23 protein-coding genes are annotated in these 25,158 nt (G+C 72.0%); 4 read left to right on the forward strand and 19 right to left on the reverse strand.

The genetic code is table 11. From position 1 onward, the window contains the following. Window positions 1-53: 53 nt before the first annotated feature. From AB0J46_RS14875 to gltB, 3 genes are all read right to left on the reverse strand, one after another. On the reverse strand, window positions 54-635 hold the full coding sequence (locus tag AB0J46_RS14875) for a helix-turn-helix domain-containing protein (RefSeq protein ID WP_364331263.1): 582 nt from the start codon (window positions 633-635) through the stop codon (window positions 54-56). A gap of 102 nt (window positions 636-737) precedes the next feature. After that, entirely contained in the window at window positions 738-2,216 is a 1,479-nt protein-coding gene (locus AB0J46_RS14880) for a glutamate synthase subunit beta (protein ID WP_364331266.1), read from the reverse strand. 13 nt (window positions 2,217-2,229) lie between these two features. Continuing rightward, on the reverse strand, window positions 2,230-6,735 hold the full coding sequence (gene gltB / locus AB0J46_RS14885; protein WP_364331269.1) for a glutamate synthase large subunit: 4,506 nt from the start codon (window positions 6,733-6,735) through the stop codon (window positions 2,230-2,232). A gap of 313 nt (window positions 6,736-7,048) precedes the next feature. Here gltB and AB0J46_RS14890 point away from each other — a divergent pair, with 313 nt between their 5' ends. Continuing rightward, entirely contained in the window at window positions 7,049-8,590 is a 1,542-nt protein-coding gene (locus AB0J46_RS14890; RefSeq protein ID WP_364331272.1) for a bis-aminopropyl spermidine synthase family protein, read from the forward strand. A gap of 134 nt (window positions 8,591-8,724) precedes the next feature. Here the strand turns inward: AB0J46_RS14890 and AB0J46_RS14895 are convergent, their stop codons facing one another. The 7 genes from AB0J46_RS14895 to AB0J46_RS14925 form a co-directional block, all read right to left on the reverse strand. After that, window positions 8,725-9,315, reverse strand: coding sequence for a hypothetical protein (locus AB0J46_RS14895; protein WP_364331275.1), 591 nt, complete (start codon window positions 9,313-9,315; stop codon window positions 8,725-8,727). 79 nt (window positions 9,316-9,394) lie between these two features. Beyond that, complete coding sequence (locus AB0J46_RS14900; protein ID WP_364331278.1) at window positions 9,395-10,402, reverse strand: hypothetical protein; 1,008 nt, start codon at window positions 10,400-10,402, stop codon at window positions 9,395-9,397. Window positions 10,403-11,424: 1,022 nt separating this feature from the next. After that, window positions 11,425-12,129, reverse strand: coding sequence for a VIT1/CCC1 transporter family protein (locus tag AB0J46_RS14905; RefSeq protein WP_364331281.1), 705 nt, complete (start codon window positions 12,127-12,129; stop codon window positions 11,425-11,427). Then, entirely contained in the window at window positions 12,126-13,133 is a 1,008-nt protein-coding gene (lgt, locus tag AB0J46_RS14910) for a prolipoprotein diacylglyceryl transferase (RefSeq protein WP_364331284.1), read from the reverse strand. Before lgt ends, AB0J46_RS14905 begins: the two co-directional genes overlap by 4 nt. Window positions 13,134-13,160: 27 nt before the next feature. Continuing rightward, the gene (locus tag AB0J46_RS14915) at window positions 13,161-13,925 is read right to left on the reverse strand and encodes a thioredoxin domain-containing protein (RefSeq protein ID WP_364331287.1); all 765 of its coding nucleotides are present in this window, start codon (window positions 13,923-13,925) and stop codon (window positions 13,161-13,163) included. Then, a complete protein-coding gene (locus tag AB0J46_RS14920) occupies window positions 13,897-14,406 on the reverse strand; it encodes a MauE/DoxX family redox-associated membrane protein (protein WP_364331290.1) in 510 nt (169 codons plus the stop codon). Before AB0J46_RS14920 ends, AB0J46_RS14915 begins: the two co-directional genes overlap by 29 nt. A 144-nt stretch (window positions 14,407-14,550) precedes the next feature. Beyond that, a complete protein-coding gene (locus AB0J46_RS14925; RefSeq protein WP_364331293.1) occupies window positions 14,551-15,390 on the reverse strand; it encodes an AraC family transcriptional regulator in 840 nt (279 codons plus the stop codon). Window positions 15,391-15,496: 106 nt separating this feature from the next. Here AB0J46_RS14925 and AB0J46_RS14930 point away from each other — a divergent pair, with 106 nt between their 5' ends. Next, a complete protein-coding gene (locus tag AB0J46_RS14930) occupies window positions 15,497-17,224 on the forward strand; it encodes a beta-galactosidase family protein (RefSeq protein WP_364331296.1) in 1,728 nt (575 codons plus the stop codon). Window positions 17,225-17,351: 127 nt separating this feature from the next. On the opposite strand, the gene trpA is transcribed toward AB0J46_RS14930, so the two are convergent. From trpA to AB0J46_RS14975, 9 genes are all read right to left on the reverse strand, one after another. Beyond that, window positions 17,352-18,146, reverse strand: coding sequence for a tryptophan synthase subunit alpha (gene trpA / locus AB0J46_RS14935; RefSeq protein ID WP_352331346.1), 795 nt, complete (start codon window positions 18,144-18,146; stop codon window positions 17,352-17,354). An 85-nt stretch (window positions 18,147-18,231) separates the two neighbouring features. Continuing rightward, window positions 18,232-19,437, reverse strand: a complete 1,206-nt coding sequence (gene trpB, locus AB0J46_RS14940) for a tryptophan synthase subunit beta (RefSeq protein ID WP_358294292.1) — start codon at window positions 19,435-19,437, stop codon at window positions 18,232-18,234. A gap of 38 nt (window positions 19,438-19,475) precedes the next feature. Further along, window positions 19,476-20,315, reverse strand: a complete 840-nt coding sequence (gene trpC / locus AB0J46_RS14945; protein ID WP_125630391.1) for an indole-3-glycerol phosphate synthase TrpC — start codon at window positions 20,313-20,315, stop codon at window positions 19,476-19,478. A 119-nt stretch (window positions 20,316-20,434) separates the two neighbouring features. After that, window positions 20,435-20,866, reverse strand: coding sequence for a DUF2752 domain-containing protein (locus tag AB0J46_RS14950; protein WP_364331300.1), 432 nt, complete (start codon window positions 20,864-20,866; stop codon window positions 20,435-20,437). A 20-nt stretch (window positions 20,867-20,886) separates the two neighbouring features. Next, complete coding sequence (locus tag AB0J46_RS14955) at window positions 20,887-21,459, reverse strand: CD225/dispanin family protein (RefSeq protein ID WP_357968152.1); 573 nt, start codon at window positions 21,457-21,459, stop codon at window positions 20,887-20,889. Window positions 21,460-21,603: 144 nt separating this feature from the next. Further along, window positions 21,604-22,305 carry a DUF4190 domain-containing protein gene (locus AB0J46_RS14960; protein ID WP_364331303.1) on the reverse strand — a complete coding sequence of 234 codons (702 nt, stop codon included), beginning with the start codon at window positions 22,303-22,305 and terminating at the stop codon, window positions 21,604-21,606. A gap of 98 nt (window positions 22,306-22,403) precedes the next feature. Beyond that, a complete protein-coding gene (locus AB0J46_RS14965) occupies window positions 22,404-23,063 on the reverse strand; it encodes a TIGR02234 family membrane protein (RefSeq protein WP_364331306.1) in 660 nt (219 codons plus the stop codon). Between the two features lie 10 nt (window positions 23,064-23,073). Further along, window positions 23,074-23,409, reverse strand: coding sequence for a phosphoribosyl-AMP cyclohydrolase (gene hisI / locus AB0J46_RS14970; RefSeq protein WP_364331309.1), 336 nt, complete (start codon window positions 23,407-23,409; stop codon window positions 23,074-23,076). An 8-nt stretch (window positions 23,410-23,417) separates the two neighbouring features. Next, entirely contained in the window at window positions 23,418-23,801 is a 384-nt protein-coding gene (locus AB0J46_RS14975) for an STAS domain-containing protein (protein WP_364331312.1), read from the reverse strand. A 133-nt stretch (window positions 23,802-23,934) separates the two neighbouring features. On the opposite strand from AB0J46_RS14975, the gene AB0J46_RS14980 reads away from it, so the two are divergent. Beyond that, entirely contained in the window at window positions 23,935-24,771 is an 837-nt protein-coding gene (locus AB0J46_RS14980) for an MEDS domain-containing protein (RefSeq protein ID WP_364331315.1), read from the forward strand. Then, window positions 24,764-25,153, forward strand: coding sequence for an ATP-binding protein (locus tag AB0J46_RS14985; RefSeq protein ID WP_352326361.1), 390 nt, complete (start codon window positions 24,764-24,766; stop codon window positions 25,151-25,153). The genes AB0J46_RS14980 and AB0J46_RS14985 overlap by 8 nt, the downstream gene beginning before the upstream one ends. Window positions 25,154-25,158 lie beyond the last annotated feature (5 nt).

Below are 25,158 nucleotides of genomic sequence, written 5' to 3' on the forward strand. Positions count from 1 at the left end.
AATCCGCGGCGGTCGGGGGTGCCACCCCGATCGCCGCTTTCTTTCCGGATGTGTCAGAGTCCGCGTTCGAGCAGTGCGAACGCCTCGTCGAGCAGTTCTTCGACCGGCTCGTCCGTGGCCGCCGACTCCTGGATGGCCGAGATCATCGCGCCGAACGTCGTGATGAGCAGCATCCGGGCGTGGATGCCGCCGGTCACTCCGGGCCTGGCCCGCACGGCGCCGAGGACCGTCTCCATGATCTGGGTCTGGTCGGCGGCGCGCGCCCTGGCGGCCAGCTCGGGGTAACGGTTGTTGAGCTCCATGAACGGCTGCATGGTGTCCCAGACCGGGCGCACGCGCACGGCGAGCTCCCGGGCCACCGTCTTGAGCGACAGGAAGGCGGGCTCGTCGGCCGGACGGTCGGCGAGCATGGCGACGATGTCGTCCGGCCGCCAGATCGGCTCCATGACGAGCGCCTCCTCCTTGGAGGCGAAGTAGTTGAAGAACGTGCGGGGCGAGATGTCGGCCGCTGCGCTGACGGCCTCGACGGTCACGGCGTCGAGACCCTCGTCGAGCGCCAGCCGCACCGCGGCCAGCCGGATGGCCTGCCGCTTCTCGGCCCGGCGGCGCTCACGGCGCTGTTCCGGACTCTCCATGCGTTGCACTCTACGCAGAATTTGCACACCCTGCAACTCTTGCAGAGTGTGCAAATGACGAAGGGCCCCGGAGCCGTCCGGCTCCGGGGCCCTTCGCACAGGTCAGACCAGCGGACGCGCCGTCGGCAGGATCGGGTACGGCAGCGCCGTCTCCCCGCTCAGGTACCGGTCGACGCCCGAGGCGGCCGAACGGCCCTCGGCGATGGCCCACACGATGAGCGACTGCCCGCGGCCCATGTCACCGGCCACGAACACGCCGTCCACCTTCGACATGTACGTCTTGTCCCGGGCGACGTTGCCGCGGGCGTCGTAGAAGCCCTCGCCCGCGACCTCGGCCAGGTCCTCCAGCAGGGCGCCCTTCTCCGGCCCGAGGAAGCCCATGGACAGGGTGATCAGCTCGGCCGGGATCTCCCGCTCGGTGCCGGGGATCGGCTTGAAGCCGTTCTGCGGCCCCTCGACCTCGACCAGGCGCAGCGCCCTGACGTTGCCCTCCTCGTCGCCGACGAACTCGGTGGTGGAGACCGCGTAGACGCGCTCCCCGCCGCCGTCGGCCAGCTCCTCGTGCGCGCTCTCCATCTTGAACAGGATGGGGAACGTCGGCCACGGCTGGCTGCCGGGCCGGGACGCGGGCGGCTGCGGCATGATCTCCAGCTGGGTCACCGACGCGGCGCCCTGCCGGATCGCGGTGCCGATGCAGTCGGCCCCGGTGTCGCCGCCGCCGATCACCACGACGTGCTTGCCCTCGGCCGAGACCGGCGCGACCGCGTAGTCGCCCTCCTGGACCTTGTTGGCCAGCGGCAGGTACTCCATCGCCTGGTAGACGCCCTTGAGCTCGCGCCCGGCGACCGGCAGGTCACGCCACCAGGTGGCGCCGCCCGACAGCACCACCGCGTCGAACTGCTCGCGCAGCTCGGCCGCGGTGACGTCGACGCCGACGTCGACGCCGGTGCGGAACCTGGTGCCCTCGGCCCGCATCTGCTCCAGGCGCCGCTCGATGTGGCGCTTCTCCATCTTGAACTCGGGGATGCCGTACCGCAGCAGGCCGCCGAGGCGGTCGGCGCGTTCGAACACCACTACGTCGTGCCCGGCCCTGGTGAGCTGCTGGGCGGCGGCCAGGCCCGCGGGGCCCGAGCCGACGACGGCCACCTTCTTGCCCGTGCGCACCTGCGGCGGCTGCGGGGTCACCCAGCCCTCGGCGAACGCGCGGTCGATGATCTCGACCTCGACCCGCTTGATCGCCACCGGGTCGGAGTTGATGCCGAGCACGCACGCCGCCTCGCACGGAGCCGGGCAGAGCCTGCCGGTGAACTCCGGGAAGTTGTTCGTGGCGTGCAGCCGCTCGATCGCCTCGCGCCAGTCGGTGCGGTACACGAGGTCGTTCCACTCGGGGATGAGGTTCCCGAGCGGGCAGCCGTTGTGGCAGAACGGGATGCCGCAGTCCATGCAGCGGGCCGCCTGCCTGGTCAGCTTCTCCTGCGGGAAGTCCTGGTAGACCTCCCGCCAGTCGCTGATGCGGACGTCGACCGGGCGGCGCGCCGGCAGCTCCCGCTCGTGCGTGAGAAAACCCTTGGGGTCAGCCATCGAGTACGCCTCCCTAGCCCTGAACCGCAGCCGCCATGACGGCCTCGTCGATGTCCCTGCCTTCGGCGCGGGCGGCCTCGGCGGCCGCCAGCACCCTCTTGTAGTCGGTCGGCATGATCTTGCCGAACCGGGCGAGCGCGGCGTCCCAGTCGGCCAGCAGCTGCTTGGCCACCGGGGACGCGGTCTCGGCGAAGTGCTTCTCGACCGTTTCCTTCAGGAACTCCGCGTCCTGCTCGGTCAGCGTCTCGATGGCGACCATCTCCCGGTTGACCCGCTCGGGCCGCAGGTCGAGCAGGTACGCCACGCCGCCGGACATGCCGGCCGCGAAGTTGCGCCCGGTCGCCCCGAGCACGACCACGCGGCCGCCGGTCATGTACTCGCACCCGTGGTCGCCCACACCCTCGACGACCGCCGTGGCGCCGGAGTTGCGGACGCAGAACCGCTCGCCGACCACCCCGCGGACGAACACCTCGCCGGACGTGGCGCCGTACAGGGCGACGTTGCCGGCGATGATGTGCCCGTCGAGCGGCGCCTCCTCGTGCGGCCGGACGGTGATCCGCCCGCCCGACAGGCCCTTGCCGAGGTAGTCGTTGGCGTCGCCGGTCAGCCGCAGCGTGATCCCGCGGGGCACGAACGCGCCGAAGGAGTTGCCCGCCGAGCCGGTGAAGCCGATGTCGATGGTGTTCTCGGGCAGGCCCTGGCCGCCGTACCGCTTGGTCACCTGGTAGCCGAGCATGGTGCCGACCGTGCGGTTGACGTTGCGGATGGGCAGCTCCATCGTGACCGGGGTGCCGTCGTTGAGTGCGCCCTCGGCCAGCTGGATCAGGGTGTTGTCGAGGGCGTGCTCCAGGCCGTGGTCCTGCTCGACGGTGCGCCGCTTGGGCGTGCCCACGGGCAGGTCGGGCTGGTGCAGGATCGGCGACAGGTCGAGCCCGTCGGCCTTCCAGTGGTTCTCGGCGGCCGTGGTGTCGAGCATCTCGACGTGCCCGATCGCCTCCTCGAGCGAGCGGAAGCCCAGCTCGGCCAGGTACTCGCGGATCTCCTCGGCGATGAACTCGAAGAAGTTGACCACGAACTCGGGCTTGCCGCTGAAGCGCTTGCGCAGCTCGGGGTTCTGCGTGGCCACGCCCACCGGGCAGGTGTCGAGGTGGCAGACCCGCATCATCACGCAGCCGGAGACGACCAGCGGGGCGGTGGCGAAGCCGTACTCCTCGGCGCCCAGCAGGGCGGCGATGACGACGTCGCGGCCGGTCTTGAGCTGGCCGTCCACCTGCACGACGATGCGGTCGCGCAGGTCGTTCAGCAGCAGCGTCTGCTGGGTCTCGGCCAGGCCGAGCTCCCAGGGCGCGCCCGCGTGCTTGAGCGAGGTCAGCGGCGAGGCGCCGGTGCCGCCGTCGTGGCCGGAGATGAGCACCACGTCGGCGTGCGCCTTGGACACGCCCGCCGCGACCGTGCCGACGCCGACCTCGGCGACCAGCTTCACGTGGACCCTGGCCTCCGGGTTGGAGTTCTTCAGGTCGTGGATGAGCTGGGCCAGGTCCTCGATCGAGTAGATGTCGTGGTGCGGCGGCGGCGAGATGAGGCCGACGCCGGGCGTGGAGTGGCGGGTCTTGGCGATCCACGGGTAGACCTTGTGGCCGGGCAGCTGGCCGCCCTCGCCGGGCTTGGCCCCCTGGGCCATCTTGATCTGCAGGTCGGCCGCGTTGACCAGGTATTCGCTGGTGACGCCGAACCGGCCGGAGGCGACCTGCTTGATCGCCGACCTGCGGGTGGCGTCGTACAGGCGCTCGGGGTCCTCGCCGCCCTCGCCGGTGTTGGACTTGCCGCCGAGCCGGTTCATCGCGATGGCGAGCGTCTCGTGCGCCTCCATCGAGATCGAGCCGTACGACATCGCGCCCGTCGAGAAGCGCCTGACGATGCTCTCGACCGGCTCGACCTCGTCGATCGGGATCGACTGGCCCTTGCGCAGCTTGAACAGGCCGCGCAGGGTCATCAGCCGCTCGGCCTGGGAGTCCACGAGGCTCGTGTACTCCTTGAAGATCTCGTAGCGGCGGGTGCGGGTGGCGTGCTGCAGCTTGAAGACGGTCTCGGGGTTGAACAGGTGCGGCTCGCCCTCGCGCCGCCACTGGTACTCGCCGCCGACCTGGAGCCTGCGGTGGGCGTTCTCCACCCGCGGGTAGGCGTGGCGGTGGCGCTGGGCGGTCTCCTCGGCCAGCACGTCGAAGCCGACGCCGCCCAGGCGGGACGTCGTGCCGGTGAAGCAGGCGTCGATGACCTCCTGGCTCAGGCCGAGCGCCTCGAAGATCTGCGCGCCGGTGTAGGAGGCCACCGTGGACACGCCCATCTTGGACATGACCTTGATGACGCCCTTGCCGTACGCCTTGATCAGGTTGCGCACCGCCTTGTGCTTGCCGATCTGCAGCACACCGGTGTCGACCAGGTCCTCGACGGTCTCGATCGCCAGGTACGGGTTGACCGCGCCGGCGCCGTAGCCGATGAGCAGCGCCATGTGGTGGCACTCGCGGGCCTCGCCGGTCTCGATGACGAGACCGATCTTGGTCCGGGTCTTCTCCTGGATCAGGTGGTGGTGCACCGCGCCGGTGAGCAGCAGCGACGGGATCGGGGCGAGCGCGTCGGAGGAGCCGCGGTCGGACAGCACGATGATGCGCGCGCCGTTCGCGATGGCCGCCGACGCCTCGGCCCTGATCTCCTCAAGGCGGCCGAGCAGCGCCCGCCCGCCGCCGGCGACCTCGTACAGGCCGCTGATGACGTGCGGGTGGAAGCCCGGCAGGTCGTGCTCGTCGTTGATGTGGATGATCTTGGCGAGCTCGTCGTTGTCGATCACCGGGTACGGCAGCACGAGCTGGCGGCACGAGGTCGGGCCCGGGTCGAGCAGGTTGCCCTCGGGGCCGAGCACGCTGGCCAGGGAGGTGACCAGCTCCTCCCGGATGGCGTCCAGCGGCGGGTTGGTGACCTGGGCGAACAGCTGCGTGAAGTAGTCGAACAGCAGCCGCGGCTTCTCGCTCAGCACCGCGACCGGCGTGTCGGTGCCCATCGAGCCGATCGGCTCGGCACCGGACCTGGCCATCGGCGACAGGATGATCCGCAGCTCTTCCTCGGTGTAGCCGAAGGTCTGCTGCCGCTTGACCAGCGCCTCGTGCGTGGGGATCTCCCGCTGCCGCGCGGGCAGCTCCTCGAACCTGACCAGCCCGGCGTGCAGCCACTCCTCGTACGGGTGCGCGGCGGCCAGCTCGGCCTTGATCTCGTCGTCCTCGATGATCTTGCCGCGGGCGGTGTCGATGAGGAACATGCGGCCCGGCTGCAGGCGGCCCTTGCGGACGACGTCCTCGGGCTTGAAGTCCAGCACGCCGGCCTCCGAGGCCAGCACGACCAGCCCGTCGGCGGTCACCCAGAAACGCCCGGGACGCAGCCCGTTGCGGTCGAGCACGGCCCCGGCCAGGGTGCCGTCGGTGAACGTGATCGAGGCCGGGCCGTCCCACGCCTCCATCAGGGAGGAGTGGAACTCGTAGAAGGCGCGGCGCGCCGGATCCATCTCGGTGTGGTTCTCCCACGCCTCGGGGATCATCATCAGCACCGCGTGCGGCAGGCTCCGGCCGCCGATGTGCAGCAGCTCCAGGGCCTCGTCGAAGCTGGCGGTGTCGCTGCCGTCGGGGTCGCAGATCGGGAAGAGCCGCGAGATGTCGCCCGGGATGTGGGCCGATGCCAGCATCGCCTCGCGGGCCCGCATCCAGTTGCGGTTGCCCTTGACCGTGTTGATCTCGCCGTTGTGCGCCACGTACCGGTAGGGGTGGGCCAGCGGCCAGCTCGGGAAGGTGTTGGTGGAGAAGCGCGAGTGCACCAGCGCGATCGCGCTCTCGTAACGCTCGTCGCTCAGGTCGGGGAAGAACGGCTCCACCTGGTCGGGCGTGAGCATCCCCTTGTAGACCACCGTGCGGGCCGACAGCGAGGGGAAGTAGACGTCCGCCTCGTGCTCGGACCGCTTGCGCAGGCAGAAGGCCAGCCGGTCGAGGTCGAGGCCCTGCTCGCCGCCGGGGCTCGACACGAAGAGCTGGGCGAAGTGCGGCATGACGGCGCGGGCGCTCGGGCCCGGCAGGGCGCGGTCGACGGGGACGTCCCGCCAGCCCAGCACCGTGAGGCCCTCCTCGGCCGCGATCTCCTCGATCAGGCCGGTGGCCACGGCCCTGGCCTGCTCGTCGGCCGGCAGGAAGGCGATGCCGGTCGCGTACGCGCCGGCCTCGGGCAGCGCGAACGGCACGCTCGCGCGGTAGAACCCATCGGGGATCTGCGTCAGGATCCCGGCTCCGTCGCCGGTGTCCGGCTCGCTACCCTTGGCTCCCCGGTGATCGAGATTGCACAACGCCGTCAGTGCCTTGACCACGATCGTGTGCCCACGGCGTCCGGCGACGTCGGCGACCATGGCGACACCGCAGGCATCATGCTCGTTGGCGGGGTGGTAGAGGCCCTGAGGCTCGGGGAATCCGAGGTGGGCAGCAGGCATTGAATCCCTCCCGTCGTCTTCGTCTGTCAAGAACTGCTCTACAGGCGGGGACGACGTTGGCCCTGCTGCATATCGTGGGTAGAGATTACCGCACGATGCCGGAATGGTGCCCGCCACGTCCGCATTGCGAACATTGCGCAGGGTTCCAGCATCCGAACTTCCCATCCCAAACCCCGGACCCGGCCATCAGAATTCCCAGGTCAAGCCCCTGTTGTCCCATGGCCCTCACGAGCCCCGGAAGCTTCTTGCGGACGAGCCCGGCCCGGCCCGGCGGGCGGCCGGAGCCGGGCCCGGCCCTCGATAGGGTTGGCGCATGGATCGTGACGGCGTGGAGCGCCTGCTCGCCGAGGCGGGCGTCGACGGCAGGCGGCTGCGGCACGCCCTCACCCTCCTGTGCGACGGCCAGTGGTGGTCCCTGGCCGGCCTGGTCAGGGAGACCGCCACCTCCCGGCGGACCGTCGAGGCCCTGCTGCGCGAGGTGCGCCTGGAGCGCTCGGGCGAGAACTTCCGGGTGCCGCCCGGCGACACGCCCGCCTACCAGGACCTGCTGGCCATGGCGCCGCCGCCCGAAGACCCGGTGGCCCACCTGCTCCCCCACTACCCCGGCGTGCTCGAACGCCTGACCGCGCTGGTCGCGGGCGCGCCGCGGGCCCGCCACGTGCTCGACCACGTCTCGGCCACCCCCGAGACGGCCCTGCGGCGCGCGCTGCTGCTCGGGGCGCGGTTCTGGCTGCCCGGGGCGCGGCTGCTGTGCGTCGGCGACCACGACCTGACCTCGCTGGCCGTCAAGCTGGTCCATCCCGAGACCGACGTCACGGTGGTCGACGTCGACGAGCGCATCCTGGCCTACATCGACGAGCAGGGGCTCGGGGTCCGCACGCGCTGGGCCGACCTGCGGCTCGGGCTGCCGGCCTCGGCGCGGGAGCACGACCTGGCGTTCACCGACCCGCCGTACACGCCGGAGGGGATCGGGCTGTTCGCGGCGCGCGCCGTGGAGGGGCTGAAGGACGACGGGCGGCTGCTGGTGGCGTACGGGGCCAGCGAGCGTACGCCGATGCTGGCCTTCAAGGTCCAGCAGGCGTTGTCGGAGCTCAACCTCGCCTACGAGGCGATCTATCCGGATTTCAATCGCTATTTCGGGGCGGAGGCGATCGGCTCGGCGGCCGACCTCTACCTGCTGCGTCCCACGACCAAGACCCGCCCGGCGGTAAACGCCCGGCTGGGCCGTCAGGCCACGGCCATCTACACGCAGGGCCCCCAGTCGGTCGAGTCGGCTCCGGCGGCGGCCCCGGCGCCCGAGCTGGCCGGGTTCGAGGCTGACCTGCTGGTGGGCGAGTGGCCCAAGGAGCTGCCCCAGCCCCGGGTGCGGCTGGCGACCTGGCTGGCCAAGCCGTACGCGGCGGCCGTCGAGCGGGTGGCCGTCGCGCTGCCGCCGGGGCTGGAGGCGGCGCTCCCCCGCGTGCTGCTCGCCACCCGCGCCGGGCACGTGCGCGTGTGGGGGGCCGACCTGCCGCCGCTGCCCGAGGCGCTGTCCGGCGTCTACGAGTTCCGCCGGACGGGCGGGGCGCTCGACGCCGTACGCCGCCCGCAACCCGCCGGGTCGGCCGACGCGGTGCTGCGCAGGATCCTCGACAACGGCCACGCCAAACTCGCCAACACCTGGCGGGAGGCCCTCATCGCGGTGGCCCGCGACCAGGGCACGGCGCTCACCAAGAACGAGGCCCGCACCCTCATTCGCCAGACGGCTCCCTGGTCCGACGACCTGACCCCGCTGGAAGCCCCCCTCCACCGCCTGGCCGACCTCCCCGCCGCCGTCTCCACCACCGTCACCGCCCTCACCACCACAACCCCCTGACTCCGCGCACGGCATGGCGTTGTGAGTAAGCAGCGGCAGGACGGCCGAACCGCCGGACGACCGCAACCCTCCGAGCAACAGGCGGCCGCGGCACCCCTTCGAGCGGGCAGGTGGCCGGAGGGGGGTGGGGGGGGTCAGGTGGCGGCGAGGATGCGGTTCTGGACCACGCGGCCGAGACCGTCGAGGGCGACCAGGGCCGTGACCAGGCCGTCGGCGGAGACCGTGCCGCCCGCCCAGCTGACCGTCACGTAGTGGCCCATGGCACGCGCCTGGGCACGGCTCCGGGCGGCGTCGAACGCGGCGTCCTGCCGGACGAAGCCGTCCTTGCCCAGGGCCGCCACCAGGGCGTCGGCCGCGCGCCCGTCGGGCAGGTTGAAGATGGCGAACTGCCCCGCCAGCCCGTCACCCTCGTACGCCGCCGCCAGCACCTGCGTGCACCCGGACGCCGACGCTCCCCACAACACCTCGTCGCAGTCGTCGTGCTCCTGCGTGGAGACCCGCCGCAGCGCGCCGAGCGTCTGCGTCTCAGCGGTGAAGACCTCCTGCGCGGTCAGCGGCGCGGCGTCGGCCTGACGGGAGTCGACGGCCGCGTAGAAGGCCGAGGTGGGCTCGCCCCGGAAGGCGGCCGGCCGCGGCTCCCCCGGACGCAGCCACAACCACCCGGCCACGGCGACCGCCAGCACCCCCACGGCCACCCCCGCCACCACGACCACACGACGGGACATCACGCGCCCGCCTCCGCGAACCCCATCCCGGTGTGGGACATCAGGGCCGCTTCCTTGATCGCGACCGCCCGAGGCGACGTCACGAGGCCGGGCCCGTGATCGCGACGACGCGGCGGTAGACGGACTTCTCGGCGCCGCGCAGGGCCAGGGTGACGGAGACGAAGTCGTCCCGGGCGGTCGGGTCGAGGCCGTCGGTCTTGCCGAGCCAGACGAGGCCGACGTAGTGGCCGAGCGCGTAACCGCCGCCCTCGGAGTAGCCGCCCGCCGGGAAGGCCGCCTTGGACGAGGTCAACGGCCGTGCCCAGCCGCCCCGGTAGAGCGTCTTCAGGGATTCGACCAGGTCGCCGGCCGACTGGCCGTCCTTGAGGTTGAGCAACGTGTACTGGCCGACGTAGCGGCCGTCGGAGCTGACGTACAGGCCGCGGGCCGCCTGGAGGCAGTCGGCGTCGGCCACCTTCTCCAGCAGGGCCGTGCCCCACAGGGCGGCCGAGCAGTCGGCGTCGATGCGCTTGGCGGCGAGCTTGAGCGTGAGCTTCTTGGAGACCGCGAGCTCGCTCTGCCCGAACACCTCCTTGTCGGTGAGCTCCCGGCTGTCCTTGGCCCGGTCGGCCAGGGCCGCGAACAGCTTGGGCGAGCTCCAGCCCTGGTAGGACATGGGCATGGCGGCGTCCGGGCCGAGGACGGCGGCGCTGGCCTCCCGCTCGGGGGCGTAGTCGCCGAGCGAGCCGACGACCGCCACCAGCCCCGTCGCGCCCGCGACGACGCCGATGACCGTGGCGATGATGACGATCAACCGCTGCTGCTCCGGACGCAGACCCCACTCGGTGAGCACCGGGAACTGCCAGTCGGAGCGCGGTGTGCGGCGCCGTTTGCGCGACCCGGAGCCGGTCGGGAACTCGGCGGACTCCCCGGTCCTTCCGGACTCCGCGGACGATCCCGACGCCCCGAACGCGGCGAAACCCTCGGCTGCGTCGTCGTGCCCGCCACCGTCCGCGGGGGCGCTCCTGCGTCCCGGACGGGACTGCTCGCCGCCGTCGGTGGCCGTGCTGCGACGGCCCGTACGGGCGGCCTCCGCCAGGTCGTCCATGCTCGCGGCCCAGACGGAGTCGTCGTTGTCCGGCGCCCGCCTCCTCCCGCGAGCCGTCTCCCCACCGTCGTGAGCGCGTCTCCCCCGGGACGCCTCTCCGCCCTCCTGGGCACGCCTGCCCCGGCCGGACTCCGCGGCTGCCTGGGAACGTCTGCCCCGTTGGGAACGTCTGCCGCGCGGTGCGTCGGCGTCGTCGGCGGGCGTGGACGCCTCCGGCGCGGCGGGCTGCGCGGCCCATCCGGCATCGGAAGCCGGGGACGCGGGCCGCTGACCGTCACTCCGCTCACCACGAGCCGCCCACTGAGCGTCGGATCCCTGCACATCACCACGAGCCGCCCACTGCGCGTCCGACCCCTGCACGCCGGAGCCGGCGGGCCACTGCGCGTTCGACCCCTGTGAGGCGGCGGGACCAACAGGCCACTGCGTGTCAGACCCCTGGGAGGCGGAACCAGCGGGCCACTGCGTGTTCGAGCCCTGAGAGGCGGGGGGACCAGCGGGCCACTGCGCGTTCGAGCCCTGTGACCCGGAACGAGCCGCCCACTGTGCGTCGGAGCCCTGAGAGGCGGGTTGAGAGGGCCAGGAAGCGTCGGGCCCCTGGGGGGCGGGTGGGCGGGCGGCCCAGCCCGGGTCGGCGGGCTGTTGGGGGCGGGCGGCGCGGCGGGCCGCCCAGAGGTCCTGTCCGCCGTCGCCACCGGTCGCCGGCTGCTCGGGGGCCGCGGCCTCAGCCGCGCGAGCAGCGGAACGGCGACGAGCCCTCCCGGACCCCGCGCCACGCCCGCCACGCGAACCACCGGCTCGCCCGCCGCCACCGGCCCCGCCAGCAGCGCCGGAAGCACCGGGCGCGCCAGGACCACCGCCGGAACGACCGGAACCGTCAAAAGCCCCAGGATTACCGCCAGAACGGCCGGAACCGCCAAAAGCCCCAGGAGCACCGCCATACCCGCCGGAAGCGCCGCCGGTGCCCGGAGTGTTGGGGCCGGTGCCGGAGGAGTCGGCGGAGTCGCCGGAGCGTCGTCCCGATCTCACAGTCCTGACGCCCCGATCAGGTTGCCCAGCCCGTACGTGATCCCCGCGGCCACCGCGCCCACCACGAGCTGACGCAACCCCGAGTACCACCAGCTGCGCGCCGTCACGGCGGACACCAGCGCGCCCGCCCCGAACAACGCCGCGCACGACACCACGGCCGACACGGTAAGCCCCTCGACTCCGAACAGGTACGGCAGGAGCGGCAGCACCGCCCCCACACTGAACGACAGGAACGACGACACCGCCGCCACCTTCGGCGAGGGCAGCGCGCCGGGAATGACACCCAGCTCGTTCTGGGCGTGGACCTCAAGGGCCCGCTCGGGATTGCGGGAGATCTGCCCGGCCACCGCCGCGGCGAGGTCGGGCTCCACCCCCTTGTCCACGAACGACTGAGCCAGCTCGGCCAGCTCGGCCTCCGGGTTGCCGGCGAGCTCCCGCTGCTCGACGGCGATCTCGGCCTGGGCCAGTTCGCGCTGGCTGGCCACGGAGACGTACTCGCCGCCCGCCATGGACAGGGCCCCGGCCGCCAGCCCGGCCACGCCGCTGAGGGCGACGACCTTGGTGGTGGCGGTGCCGCCCGCGACGCCGGCGATGAGCGCGAAGTTCGACACCAGGCCGTCCATCGCGCCGAACACCGAGGGCCGCAACCAGCCCCCGCTGACGTCGCGATGGCGATGGTGGATCTCCGCGCCGCCGGTCATCGCGGGTTCTTCTCCTTCGTCGCGGCATCGTCGTCCGCGTCGGTGTCGGAGGATTCGGTGGGCTCGGCGGGCTCAGCGGCCTCGGCCGTCCCGACGGTCGGCGCGGCGGTCGGCGCGTCGGACGAGCCGGGATCGGCCTGGCCGCTCTCGTGCGCCGGATCGACCGCCAGATCGAGCGGCACGACCCGCTCCTCGGTGTCCTTGTTCCTGGTCAGCCAGAGGTAGACCAGCGCGCCGACGAACAGCACGATGGACGTCCACTGGTTGAGCCGCAGGCTGAGGAAGGTCACCGCGTGGTCGACCCCGCCGACCGGGTCGATGCGCAGGCCCTCGATCCAGAAGCGGCCCAGCGTGTACCCGGCGACGTAGAGGGCGAACAGCCGCCCGTGCCGCAGCGCGAACCGCTTGCCCGCCAGGATGAGCAGGAAGCCGAGCGCGACGTCCCACAGCGACTCGTACAGGAAGGTCGGGTGGTACAGCACGCCCGGCTCGCCGCCGTGGTCGACGTCGATCTCCAGGCCCCACGGCAGCGTGGTCGGGCCGCCGTAGAGCTCCTGGTTGAACCAGTTGCCCCAGCGGCCGATGGCCTGCGCGAAGGCGATGCCCGGCGCGACCGTGTCGGCGACGGCGCTCATGGAGATGCCGCGCTTGCGCACGGCCCACCACACGCCGACGCCGCCGAGCGCGATCGCGCCCCAGATGCCGAGCCCGCCCTCCCAGATGAACAGGGCCTGGTACGGCTTCTTGATCGCACGGCTGCCGAAGTAGGTCTGCCAGTCGGTGATGACGTGGTAGAGCCGGCCGCCGATCAGACCGAAGATCACCGCGGGGACGGCGATGTCGATGATCGTCCCCTTCTGGCCGCCACGGGCGACCCAGCGCCGCTCGCTCAGCCAGACGGCGACGACGACGCCGAGCACGATGCACAGGGCATAGGCCCGGATCGGGATGATTCCGAGATACCAGACCCCCTGGGAAGGGCTGGGAATCGAGGCTAGGGGCATGTCAGGTGAGGGTAGCGCAGCCTGCGGCTACTTGGCGGCCTTCGTGACCGCATCGCGAAGTTGCTGCGGCGAGAACGCCGCCTCGCCGATGCTGGTGCCGTTGAGCTTCACGGTGGGCGTGCCCTCGATCGACTGCGCCGACATGATCTTCGAACTGTCGGTCAGCACGGCGGGAGCGTGCTTCTGGGACGTGACGCAACTCTCGAAATCGGGCGAGGTGACCCCGGCCTCCTTGCCCCACTCGACGAGCTGGTCGGTCTTGAACCCCTCGACGGTCTCGGCCGGCTGGTTCTTGTAGATCAGGTCGTGGAAGGCCATCCACTGCTTGCCGTCGGCGACGCAGCGGGCGGCCGCCGCCGCGCGTACGGAGTTGCCCTTCGTCGGCTCCCTGGAGAAGATCGTGATCGGGTGGAAGACGACCTTGGCCTTGCCCTCGGCGGCCAGGTTCTTGAAGGTCGATCCGCTGACCCGCTCCAGCTCCTTGCAGACCGGGCACTGGAAGTCCTCGTAGATGTCGACCACCGGCTGCGTCACGCCCGCCTTGGCCATCACGGCGCTGCCGTCGGGCTGCAGGGTGATCGGCGCGAGGTCGGCCCCGGCCTGCTCCGACTTGGAGGAGCTGATCGAGTACCACGCGCCGAGGCCGACCGCGGCCACCGCGACCACGGCCGCCGTGGTGTAGGTCACCAGCTTCTTGCGCTTCTCCTGGGCGCGGGCTGCCGCCTGCTGCTCTCTGATCTTCTCGCGCGCCGACATGTTCCCGTCAGACTTGGTGCGCTGCGCTTTGCTCATCCTCGATCTCCTCTTCGTCACCTGTGTCCTCCACGGCACCCGCCAGTCCGAGCGCCCCGTCGAGGGCGAACCGTCCCGGCGGGAAGCGGGCCGTCCATGCGCCGAGCAGCACCAGGCCGAAGTCGCGCAGGATGTCGAGCAGGTAGGCCGGCTCTTGTCCTGTCTCCAGCTGGCCGCCGCCGCCGAAGCAGCCGCAGTCGATCCGCAGGCCGTGCGCCCAGGCCCAGGCGATGCCGAACACGAAGGCGAACATGAGCAGCGCGGCGATCACCGCTGCCACCCTGGTCAGCAGACCGACGACCAGCAGCACGCCGACGACGATCTCCAGGATCGGCAGGACGTGGCCCACCATCTCGGCGATCGACTCGGGCAGCAGCTGGTACGCCTTGACCGCGACCACGGAGTCGGACGACTTGCCGATCTTCAGCGCCCCCGCCGCGATCAGCACGCCCCCCAGGATCAGCCGGGCGACGGTCGTCACCCAGGGTATCGCCGATCTGCCGTTGTGTGACGGTTGTGACGCGGCCACGGGTGATCTCCTCTTTCTCTGCGCCGGGAATGCGCACAGTACCGGGACATCATCCGATCACGCTCGGGATAAGCGTCGGCTAAGGCAGAGTCCCGTTCATGAAATGGTAGGAAGTCCACGATACTGCTGCGTCCGAAATTCGCTCGGCGGCAGACCGGCGCGGCGGGTGAACAACCTGGTGAAATAGGCCGGGTCGTCGTAGCCGACGCGCCGGGCCACGGCGGCGACCGGCAGGTCCGTCGTGGCCAGCAGGTCCTTGGCCCGGTTGAGCCTGATGGACAGCACGTAGTCCTTGGGGCTGCACCCGGCCAGCCGGCGCACGGCGCGGCGCAGTTCGGTCAGCGGCATGCCGAGGCGCCTGGCGTGCTCGGCGACCGGCACCGGCAGGCACGCGTCCCTGGCCAGCCCGGCCAGCACCGGGTCGCCGTAGGGGTCCTCGTCGGCGCGGCTGCGCCTGAGGGCGACCAGGACCTCGTGCACGATGGCCGAGGTCTCCACCTCCAGGTACGGGCCGCCCCTGCGGCACGCCTGGGCGATGCGGCCGATGGCGTGGGCGGCCGGTTCCGCCGTGGTGAGCGGGGTGACCGGGTTGCCGGCGTCCACGAAGCCGAGGTCCTGGTAGGCGGTGGCGGCGGGGCCGGTGAAGTCGACGAACCACTCGTCCCAGCCGGCCTCGTCGGGCGCGTAGTGGTGGCGTACGCCGGGCAGGAGCCAGATGACGGCGGGCGCGACGACGTCGACGACGGGCCCGTCTCCCTGGGAGAACCAGCCGCGGCCCGCGGTCACCAGGACGGCCACGTGGTGCTGCAGGGTGCGCGGCCCGACCGTGGGCAGCCGCCCCTCCTGCCGCCCGACGCCGAGGCACACCAGGCCGAGCCCACGATGGGCGGGCCCGGGGGTCAGGTACTGCATCCACTTGTCGTAGGGCGGGGTCATCCGGTCTCCGCGGGTGAGTCCAACAGGTTGTCTGGGTTTGTCCATGGCCGTTGACCTGCGGTCTTGGCAGGGTTGCGGGGCGCGAAATCCTATCGGAGGAACAGTTATGGGTGTGTTCTCGGTCGAGAACGGAGTGTTCCGGCTCGACGGCACGGAGTTCAGGGTGTTGTCGGGCGCCATGCACTACTTCCGGGTGCATCCCGGGCAGTGGCGGCACCGGCTGGCGATGCTGCGGGCGATGGGGCTGAACACCGTCGAGACGTACGTGCCGTGGAACCTGCACGAGCCGCGCAGGGGCGAGTTCCGCCGGATGGAGGAGCTGGGCGCGTTCCTGGACGCGGCGGCCGAGGAGGGGCTGCTGGCGATCGTCCGGCCGGGCCCCTACATCTGCGCCGAATGGGACAACGGCGGCCTGCCCGCCTGGCTCACCGGCCGGATCAGGACCTGCGACCCCGAGTACCTGGGCCACGTGGACCGCTACTTCGACCGGCTGCTCCCGCAGGTCGTCGAGCGGCAGGTGACCCGCGGCGGCAACGTGATCATGGTCCAGGTGGAGAACGAGTACGGCTCCTACGGCAGCGACCTGGCCTACCTGCGCCACCTGGCCGACGGCCTGACGGCCAGGGGCGTCGAGGTGCCGCTGTTCACCTCCGACGGCCCGGCCGACTGGTACCTGACCGGCGGCACCCTGCCGGGCGTGCTGGCCACGGTGAACTTCGGCTCCGACCCCGACCGGGCGTTCGCCGTGCTGCGCAAGCACCGGCCGGACGACCCGCCGTTCTGCATGGAGTTCTGGTGCGGCTGGTTCGACCACTGGGGCCACAAGCACATGACCAGGGACGCCGGTGACGCGGCCGCCGTCCTGGAGCGCATTCTCGAACTCGGCGCGTCGGTGAACCTGTACATGGCGCACGGCGGCACCAACTTCGGCACCTGGGCGGGCGCCAACCAGGCCGGCGAGCGGGCGATGGGCGACTGGCGGCCGACCGTCACCTCCTACGACTACGACGCGCCGATCGACGAGCGCGGGGCGCCCACCGAGAAGTTCTGGCGCTTCCGCGGGGTGTTGTCGCGGTACGCGGGCGAGCCGCCGGCGGTGCCGCCGGTCCCGGCCGTGCTGCCGGCGGCGACGTTGCGGCCGGTCCAGTCGGTGTCGCTGGCCGACGCGCTGGAGGCGGTGGCGGGGCCGGGGACGAGCGCGCCGGTGCCGCCGTCGTTCGAGGAGCTGGGGCTGGAGCACGGGCTGGTGCTGTACCGAGCGGAGGTGCCGGGACCGCGCGGCGCGTACCGGCTGCGGCTGCCCGGGCTGCGCGACCGTGCGCACGTGTTCGTGGACGGCCGGCTCGCCGGGGTGTTCGAGCGCGACGCCGAGGAGCCGGAGGTGACGGTGTCCGGCCCCGCCACGGTGGAGCTGCTGGTGGAGTCGATGGGACGGACGAACTACGGCCCGCTGACCGGCGAGACCAAGGGCCTGACCGGCGGGGTCCTGCACCACCAGCAGTACCTGAACGGGTGGAGCTCGCGGCCGATCCCGCTGCAGGACGTCTCCGCGGTGCCGTTCGCCGACGGCTCGCAGGCCGGGCCCCGGTCGTTCTTCCGGTTCGTCCTGGAGGTGGACGAGCCCGCCGACACGTTCCTGGCGCTGCCCGGCTGGGGCAAGGGGTACGTCTGGGTGAACGGCTTCTGCCTGGGCCGCTACTGGGACCGCGGCCCGCAGCGCACCCTCTACGTCCCGGCCCCGCTGCTGCGCGCCGGGACCAACGAGATCGTCGTCCTGGAGCTGGACCGGGTGGGCCCGGCCCTGGAACTGCGCGCGGACCCCGACCTGGGCTGACCCCGCCGGCACGACATGACGAAAGGCGCGCCCCCCGCTCGGGGGACGCGCCTTCGTGATGACCGGGACAGCCCTTCGTGATGACCGGGACAGCCCTTCGTGATGACCGGGACAGCCCGGAGAGGGCTCAGCGGCGCACGCCGCGGGCCATGTCGCCGGCCAGCGCCATGATCGACTCGCGCCCGGCGGCCTCGTCGGGCGCGTCGAGGATGCGGCGGATGAACGCCGACCCCACGATCACGCCGTCGGCGTAGCGGGCCACCTCGGCCGCCTGCGCGCCCGTGCCGACGCCCAGGCCCACGCAGACGGGCAGGTCGGTGTGCGCGCGGGTGCGCTTGACCAGGCCCTCGGCCGCCGAGTTCACGCTCTCCCTGGCGCCTGTGACGCCCATCAGCGAGGCGGCGTAGACGAAGCCGGTGCAGCAGTCGACCACGGCCTTGATGCGCTCCTCCGTGGAGCTGGGCGCCACCAGGAAGACCGTGTCGATGCCCGCCTCGGCCGAGGCGGTGCGCCACGGCTCGGACTCCTCCGGCGTCAGGTCGGGCGTGATCGTGCCCACGCCGCCCGCGTTGGCCAGGTCACGGGCGAACCGGTCGGCGCCGTACCGGTCGATCGGGTTCCAGTACGTCATGACGAGCGTGGCGGCCCCCGTGGCGGCGACCCCCTCGACGGTGCGCATCACGTCGGCGATGCGGGTGCCGTTGACCAGCGAGCGGTGCACCGCGTCCTGGATCGTCGGCCCGTCCATGAGCGGGTCGGAGTAGGGCAGGCCGATCTCGATGACGTCGCAGCCCGCCTCGACCAGGGCCGCGGCGGCGGCGATCGCGCCGTCCTTGGACGGGAAGCCGGCAGGCAGGTAGCCGACGAGCGCGGCCCGGTTGTCCGCCTTCGCCTTGGCGAAAACCGTCTGAAGAGTCGTCATGTCTGTCCGTTTCGAAGGTCGAGTCCCACCATGATGCCCTGCCGCAGGCCGTCGTCCGGTCACCCGCGCCGCGCTGCCGGGGGCGTCAGAGGTTGAAGTACTTCATGGCGGTGCCCATGTCCTTGTCGCCGCGCCCGGACAGGTTGACCAGGATCGTCGAGTCGGGGCCGAGCTCGCGGCCCAGCTTCAGCGCGCCCGCCAGCGCGTGGGAGGACTCGATGGCCGGGATGATGCCCTCGGTCCTGGCCAGCAGCGAGAACGCCGCCATGGCCTCGTCGTCGGTGACGCCGTGGTAGGTGGCGCGGCCGGAGTCCTTCAGCCAGGCGTGCTCGGGGCCGACGCCCGGGTAGTCGAGCCCGGCCGAGATCGAGTGGGACTCGATCGTCTGGCCCTCGTCGTCCTGGAGCACGTACGTGCGCGAGCCGTGGAGCACGCCCACCGAGCCGGCGGTGAGGGTGAGCGCGTGCTCGCCGCTCTCCAGGCCGTGGCCGGCCGCCTCGTAGCCGTGCAGGGCCACGCCCTCGTCGCCGATGAAGGCGTGGAAGATGCCGATGGCGTTGCTGCCGCCGCCGACCGCCGCGCACACGGCGTCGGGCAGCCCGCCGGTCAGCTCCAGCATCTGGCGGCGGGCCTCGACGCCGATGATGCGGGCGAAGTCGCGGACGATCTCGGGGAACGGGTGGGGCCCGGCGACGGTGCCGAACAGGTAGTGGGTGGTGTCGACGTTGGTCACCCAGTCGCGGAACGCCTCGTTGATGGCGTCCTTCAGCGTCTTGGAGCCGTTGTGGACGGGCACCACGGTGGCGCCGAGCAGCTTCATCCGGGCCACGTTGAGCGCCTGGCGCTCGCAGTCGACCGCGCCCATGTAGATGACGCACTCCAGGCCGAGCAGGGCGGCCGCGGTGGCCGTGGCCACGCCGTGCTGACCGGCGCCGGTCTCGGCGATCACCCGCTTCTTGCCCAGGCGCCTGGTCAGCAGCGCCTGGCCGAGCACGTTGTTGATCTTGTGGGCGCCGGTGTGGGTGAGGTCTTCCCGCTTGAGCACGATGCGCGCGCCGCCGGCCTCCTGGCTGAAGCGCGCGACGTCGGTCAGCGTGGTGGGCCGGCCGGCGTAGGTGCGCAGCAGGTGGTCGAACTCGCGCAGGAACTCGGGGTCGGTCTTGGCCTTGTCGTAGACGGCGGCCACCTCGTCGAGCGCGGGGATCAGCGCCTCGGGCACGTAGCGGCCGCCGAAGATGCCGAACTTTCCGTGCAGGTCGGGGTCGTTGCCGTACGCCGCGCCGCCGGCCAGGTCGGCGGCGCTGAGGATGGAGCCTTCGTTAGCCACTGCTATCCCTCTGCTGAGTGGTCGGGGCGCGTCGACGGGTGAGCGCCGGCGGTCACCAGCGCCTCCACGGCCTTGCGCGGATCCTTGCCGGTGACCAGGCTCTCCCCCACCAGGACGGCGTCGGCGCCACCCCTGGCGTAGGCGAGCAGGTCGTGCGGGCCGCGCACGCCCGACTCGGCGATCTTGATCACATTATCCGGGATCTTCGGCGCCAGCTTCGCGAAGACGTCGCGGTCGACCTCAAGAGTCTTCAAATTACGCGCGTTGACCCCGATGACCCGCGCCCCGGCGGCGACCGCCCGCTCCAGCTCCTCCTCGGTGTGCACCTCGACCAGCGGGGTGAGCCCGATGGACTCGGCCCGCTCGATCAGCGACACCAGCGCCTCCTGCTCCAGGCAGACGACCATCAGCAGCGCCAGGTCGGCGCCGTGGGCCCGGGCCTCCCAGAGCTGGTAGGAGGTGAGGATGAAATCTTTACGCAGGATGGGGATGTCGACGCGGGCGCGGACGGCCGCCAGGTCCTCCAGGCTGCCGCCGAACTTGCGCCGCTCGGTCAGCACGCTGATCACGTGGGCGCCGCCGGCCTCGTAGTCGGCCGCGAGCGCGGCGGGATCGGCGATGGCGGCGAGCGCGCCCTTGGACGGGCTCGACCGCTTGACCTCGGCGATCACCGAGATCCTGTCACCCCCGAGGGCGGCCATCGCGTCTCTGGGCCCCTGGGCCCGCTCGGCTCGCCGCTTGAGCTCGTCGATCGACACGGCCTGCTGACGTGCGGCGAGATCGGCGCGCACCCCTTCGAGGATGTCGTCGAGGACACTCGGTCCTTCCGTCCGCTCACTCACGCGCTTGGGGTCCCTCCGGTTGACAGTGGGGGTGGCAGAGAGTTCGCCTCGCGTCCGCTCTCGGCCTTGTCCTGCGATGGTATCGGCCCCACCGGGGTCACCTCGCCACAGGGCCCGTACTACGGCGCGAGGAACGCCCCGAAGGGGAGGTTTCGGACGACCCAGTAGACCATCACGACCCCGAGGAAGGCCCACAGCCACGCCGGATGGGCCAACGTGGTGCGCCGCGGCCTGCCCTGCCACGCCCGCACGACCCACCGGCCCCACCAGAACAGCAGGAACGGGATCATGGCGACGGCCAGCGGATTGAGCCCCAGGGCGGCCAGCGGGTCGAGGTGGGCCAGCGCGTGGATCGTGCGCAGCGTGCCGCAGCCCGGGCAGTAGAGGCCGGTGACCCACAGGAACGGGCAGGTCGGGTAGTGGCCGGGCTGGTTGGGGTCGACCACGCCGACCACGCCGAACACGGCCCCCGTAGCGGCCGCAACACCGAGCGGCGCGAGCAGGCCCTTCAGCCGCCCCGTCCCCCGCCGCCCGGTTGTTGCGATGTCCATGCCGTCAGTATCCCAGTCCGTCAGTACGAGCCGTAGCTGCTCGTCGAGGCGGCGAGCAGCACGAACACCACCACGTAGAAGATGATGAGCAGGACGATGGCGATGGCGCCGAAGATCAGGCTGCGCTTCCACCAGGTCTTGGCCTCCTCGGCGGCCTGCATGGCGCCCTGGATGTCGCCGACCTGCCACTTGGAGTTGACCTGCGACGACTTCACGATCGCCACGATGCCGAGGGGCAGGCAGCAGAACAGGGTGGTGAGGATCGCCGGGACCAGCTGGTTGTCCGGCGGGGTGCCGCCGCCACCGGGGCCGTAACCGCCACCGGGGTAGCCACCGGGCGGCTGCCCGTAACCGCCGCCAGGGGGCTGGCCGTAGCCGCCACCGCTCGGGGGCTGCTGGCCGTAGCCGCCACCGGGGGGCTGCTCACCATAGCCGCCGCCACTCGGGGGCTGCTGGCCGTAGCCGCCACCGTAACCGCCGCCGCTGGGCGGCTGCTGGCCGTAGCCGCCACCACCGCTCGGCGGCTGCTGCCCGTAACCGCCGCCGGGCGGCTGGGCGCCGTAACCGCCGTCGCCCTGGTTTCCGTAACTCATGCTCGTGACTCCTCATGTCGTCAGCGTGAAGCGAGTTGCGCGCGGCAGCCTAGCGATAAAGCATTCCCTACGTGGACTAACGCCCACGTTGCGGACAATTCGTAATCACACCGCAAGCGGGGCGTCACGCTGCGCCCCGCCCGTTCACGAGTAGTCGCTGACGGAGGCCGCCGAGCCGATGCCGATCAGGGTCAGCCAGAACCCGCCGAAGAAGATCCAGAACAGCACGAACAGCACGACCATGATGTAGGAGGTCACCAGGCCGCCCATCGCCATGCCCTGCCCCTCCTCCCCCGTGCGCTTGATGCGGTTGAGCGCGATGTGGCCGAGGACGACGCCGACGATGCTGGTCGCGCCGCAGGTGACCAGGCCGACGATGCCCAGGATGAGCGAGGCCACCGCCATGCCGTTGGTGGAGCGGGGCTGCTGCGGGGCGCCGTACTGGCCGTAGCCGGGCTGGCCGTAGCCCTGCTGACCGTAGTTCTGCTGACCGTAGCCCGGCTGGGCGTAGCCGCCGCTCGGGGGCTGCGGCTGCTGGCCGTACCCCAAAGGCTCCTGGGGGTAGCTCGGGGGCTGCTGGTTGTAGCCGTAACCGCCGCCGCTGGGCGGCTGCTGGTTGTAGCCCCCGCCGCTCTGCGGCTGCTGACCGTAACCGCCACCGCTCTGGGGCTGCTGGCCGTACCCCCCGCCGTGCTGGGGCTGCTGGCCGTAGCCGCCGCTCTGGGGCTGCTGGCCGTAGGCCGGGCCCTGGCCGTAGCCGCCGCCGGTGGGCGGCTGCTGGCCGTAACCTCCGCCGGGGGGCTGCGCGCCGTGGCCCCCGCTGCCGCCCTGGTCCCCGTAGCTCATGAGCTGGCTCCTCTTGTCTTTTGGCGAGTTGCAACGGCAGCTTATTGAGAAAACGTTTGCCAAGCAGACAGAGGTTCAGAACCGTGGAGATTTCGTAACTACCGACCCCAGCGGGGCTCCGGGGACTCCGTCGGGTCGTCGCCGCGGTCGAGGGCGTCCCACAACTCGCGGTCCTCATGACCCCTGCGGGCCGTGGCCGCGACCACGCCCGCCCCGTCTCCCGCCCGCTCGTCCGTCGCGTCAGCGGCCCTGTCGTAGCGCGACGACATGCCCGCCCACCTGCCGCCGCGCACCGCGGCCAGCACGCCGCCGGCCAGGAGCAGCAACGCGCCGAGCCCGGCCACCACCGGCCAGCCCGGCACCGGCTCCCAGGGCAGGCCGGCCACCGCGCGGACCGCGTTGTGCTCGCGCAGCCAGCCGGTCACGGTGGCCGAGGCCAGCCCCGCCCACGTGCCCGCCGCCGCGCCCGCGCCGCAGAGCGCGACCAGCGCGCCGACGACCCGGCGCCCGGCGCCCTTGGTGGCCAGCACGGCCACCACGCCCGCCAGCCCCGCCAGCGCCAGCGGCGACAGCACGGGGCTCAGGTCGCCGCCGGTCGGCGCGACCGCGTCGGCGGCCTGCGCGCCGAGCACCCGCACCCAGACCTGACCGGCCGCCAGCAGCACCAGGCAGCTGCCCAGGACGGTCAGCGCCAGCCACGCCCACAACTCGCGCCGCCCGTTCCCCGAGCCCTTGCCGGAAACCTCACCAGACGTCATGCCGTGAGCGCTAACCGAGCAGACCGGCGTCGAAGCAGGTGCGGTCGCCGGTGTGGCACGCGGCGCCGACCTGGTCGACCTTGAGCAGGACGGTGTCGCCGTCGCAGTCGAGGGCCACGCTCTTGACGTGCTGGACGTGCCCGGAGGTGTCGCCCTTGACCCACAGCCGGTCGCGGCTGCGCGACCAGTAGGTGGCCCGGCCGGTGGTGAGCGTGAGGTGCAGCGCCTCGTCGTTCATCCAGGCCATCATGAGCACTTCGCCGGTGTCGTGCTGCTGGGCGATGGCGGGCACGAGGCCGTCCGCGTTGCGCTTCAGCCGTGCGGCGATCTCGGGGTCGAGGGACATGGTGCCATTCAACCAGCCCTCCCCCGTGCTCCCGCCTCCGGCTGGGCCAGCGCCTGCGACAAGGTGTCATGGATGGGGAACAGGGCCGCCAGGTTCGTCCTGCGCAGCCGCCGCAGCACCTGGCCGTCGGAGGCCACCAGCGCCATCGTGCCGTCCCTGTCGCGCAACGCGGCGAGCTGGCGCACCAGGACCCCGAGCCCGGTGGTGTCGATGAAGGTCAGCCCGGTCAGGTCGACCACCAGCCGCGTGCCGTCGGCCGCCATCGCCTCGTCGAGGCACCTCCTGACCCGGGCGACGTTGTCCACGTCGACCTCGCCCGCGAGGGCGACCACCACGATGTCCCCGTGCCTGCTGTACGTCGTCTCCAGTACGTCCACGCCCATGCCTTTCATGACCCTTCCTGGGCGGCCCCGCCGAAAACGTACACCGGCGGGAACGGGTGACGGTGTGTTTTGCCGAGAACGCGCTACGTGATCGCGGGCATCACGGTAATTTCTAGGCGACGCGTGCTAGGGAGGACACATCGTGGTGCACGTCGCGGGCTCGGTCCTCGACCCGGATCTGGGGGACCACGTCTGCCTGCCGTTCGAGGGCGAGCGGGAGCGCATGACGACGACCAGGCAGTTCACACTCAACGGGCTGCGCCGCCGGACCAAGGTGGTGATCATCACCCATGCGGAGACCCCTGAGCGCGCCCGGGGCTGGCTGGCGCCGCTCGTCCCGGGGTTCGACGACGCCGAGGCGGCCGGGCAGGTGGAGATCCTGTCCTGCGCCGACACGCACTTCACCGACGGCCGCCTCGACCCCGACCGCCTGCTGCACGCCCTGGCCGACGCCCACCACCGGGCGCGCAGGCACGGCCAGCACGGCGTCTACGCGCTGATCGACGCCTCCTGGGGAGCGCGCGACGCGCAGGCCCAGGCGGCGTTCGAGGCCACCGCCAACGAGCTGTTCGGCGAGCGCTGGCTGGCCGCGGTGTGCCAGTACGACCGCGAGCTGTTCCCTCTCGACGCCATCGAGCGGGCCACCGCGGTGCACCCCATCGCGCCCGAGCAGGCGCTGCTGCGCTTCGCCAGCACCTCCTCGCCGCCGGGGCTGCGAGTGTGGGGCGACGTCGACCTGACCAACAGGCCGGCGTTCGGCTCGGTGTTGTCGCCGCTGCAGAAGGAGCCGGGGCAGGTCGTGATCGACGCCTCCCACCTCGACTTCATCGACGCAGGATCGGCGCGGCTGCTGACCGTCACGGCCGCGGCCAGGCCCTACGGCTCGACCGTGGTCGTCTGCGCCGAGCGGGTGGCCCGGGTGCTCCGGCTGGTCAGGGCCGACACGCACGTCGTCGTCCGCCGGGTGGGCGATGGGTAGGCAGGTGCTGCGCGCGACCTTCGCGCGCGGGCGCATCACGTTCCTGCGCAGGGCCGTGGCCGAGCAGGCCGCCTACGAGGGCCTGAGCGGCCGGCGGCTGGAGGACTTCGTGCTGGCGGTCAACGAGGTCACCACCAACGCGGTCCTGCACGGCGGCGGCCAGGGGCGGCTGCGGTTGTGGTCGGGCGAGGGACGGCTGTGGTGCGAGGTCACCGACCAGGGCCCGGGGCTGCCGCCCGGCTGGATGGGCGAGGCGCGCCCGCCCGCGGGACTGGAGTTCCGCGGGCGGGGGCTGTGGCTGACCCGGATGTTGTGCGACCACATCACGATCGTGTCCGGCCCGGCGGGCACGAGCGTGACGTTCGCCGCCGCCCTCGACTAGGAACG

This window comes from Nonomuraea sp. NPDC049758, from assembly GCF_040674635.1.
GTDB lineage: Bacteria > Actinomycetota > Actinomycetes > Streptosporangiales > Streptosporangiaceae > Nonomuraea.

Bases quoted from the DNA above. Each gene is read 5' to 3' on its own strand.
- lgt (WP_364331284.1), bottom strand. From the start codon at position 13,133: ATGCCCCTAGCCTCGATTCCCAGCCCTTCCCAGGGGGTCTGGTATCTC.
- AB0J46_RS14905 (WP_364331281.1), bottom strand. From the start codon at position 12,129: ATGACCGGCGGCGCGGAGATCCACCATCGCCATCGCGACGTCAGCGGG.
- gltB (WP_364331269.1), bottom strand. From the start codon at position 6,735: ATGCCTGCTGCCCACCTCGGATTCCCCGAGCCTCAGGGCCTCTACCAC.
- AB0J46_RS14915 (WP_364331287.1), bottom strand. From the start codon at position 13,925: ATGAGCAAAGCGCAGCGCACCAAGTCTGACGGGAACATGTCGGCGCGC.
- AB0J46_RS14925 (WP_364331293.1), bottom strand. From the start codon at position 15,390: ATGACCCCGCCCTACGACAAGTGGATGCAGTACCTGACCCCCGGGCCC.
- AB0J46_RS14985 (WP_352326361.1), top strand. From the start codon at position 24,764: ATGGGTAGGCAGGTGCTGCGCGCGACCTTCGCGCGCGGGCGCATCACG.
- AB0J46_RS14955 (WP_357968152.1), bottom strand. From the start codon at position 21,459: ATGAGTTACGGAAACCAGGGCGACGGCGGTTACGGCGCCCAGCCGCCC.
- AB0J46_RS14975 (WP_364331312.1), bottom strand. From the start codon at position 23,801: ATGAAAGGCATGGGCGTGGACGTACTGGAGACGACGTACAGCAGGCAC.
- AB0J46_RS14875 (WP_364331263.1), bottom strand. From the start codon at position 635: ATGGAGAGTCCGGAACAGCGCCGTGAGCGCCGCCGGGCCGAGAAGCGG.
- AB0J46_RS14895 (WP_364331275.1), bottom strand. From the start codon at position 9,315: ATGTCCCGTCGTGTGGTCGTGGTGGCGGGGGTGGCCGTGGGGGTGCTG.
- AB0J46_RS14900 (WP_364331278.1), bottom strand. From the start codon at position 10,402: ATGGACGACCTGGCGGAGGCCGCCCGTACGGGCCGTCGCAGCACGGCC.
- AB0J46_RS14960 (WP_364331303.1), bottom strand. From the start codon at position 22,305: ATGAGCTACGGGGACCAGGGCGGCAGCGGGGGCCACGGCGCGCAGCCC.
- AB0J46_RS14930 (WP_364331296.1), top strand. From the start codon at position 15,497: ATGGGTGTGTTCTCGGTCGAGAACGGAGTGTTCCGGCTCGACGGCACG.
- hisI (WP_364331309.1), bottom strand. From the start codon at position 23,409: ATGTCCCTCGACCCCGAGATCGCCGCACGGCTGAAGCGCAACGCGGAC.
- AB0J46_RS14965 (WP_364331306.1), bottom strand. From the start codon at position 23,063: ATGACGTCTGGTGAGGTTTCCGGCAAGGGCTCGGGGAACGGGCGGCGC.
- AB0J46_RS14950 (WP_364331300.1), bottom strand. From the start codon at position 20,866: ATGGACATCGCAACAACCGGGCGGCGGGGGACGGGGCGGCTGAAGGGC.
- AB0J46_RS14890 (WP_364331272.1), top strand. From the start codon at position 7,049: ATGGATCGTGACGGCGTGGAGCGCCTGCTCGCCGAGGCGGGCGTCGAC.
- AB0J46_RS14880 (WP_364331266.1), bottom strand. From the start codon at position 2,216: ATGGCTGACCCCAAGGGTTTTCTCACGCACGAGCGGGAGCTGCCGGCG.
- trpA (WP_352331346.1), bottom strand. From the start codon at position 18,146: ATGACGACTCTTCAGACGGTTTTCGCCAAGGCGAAGGCGGACAACCGG.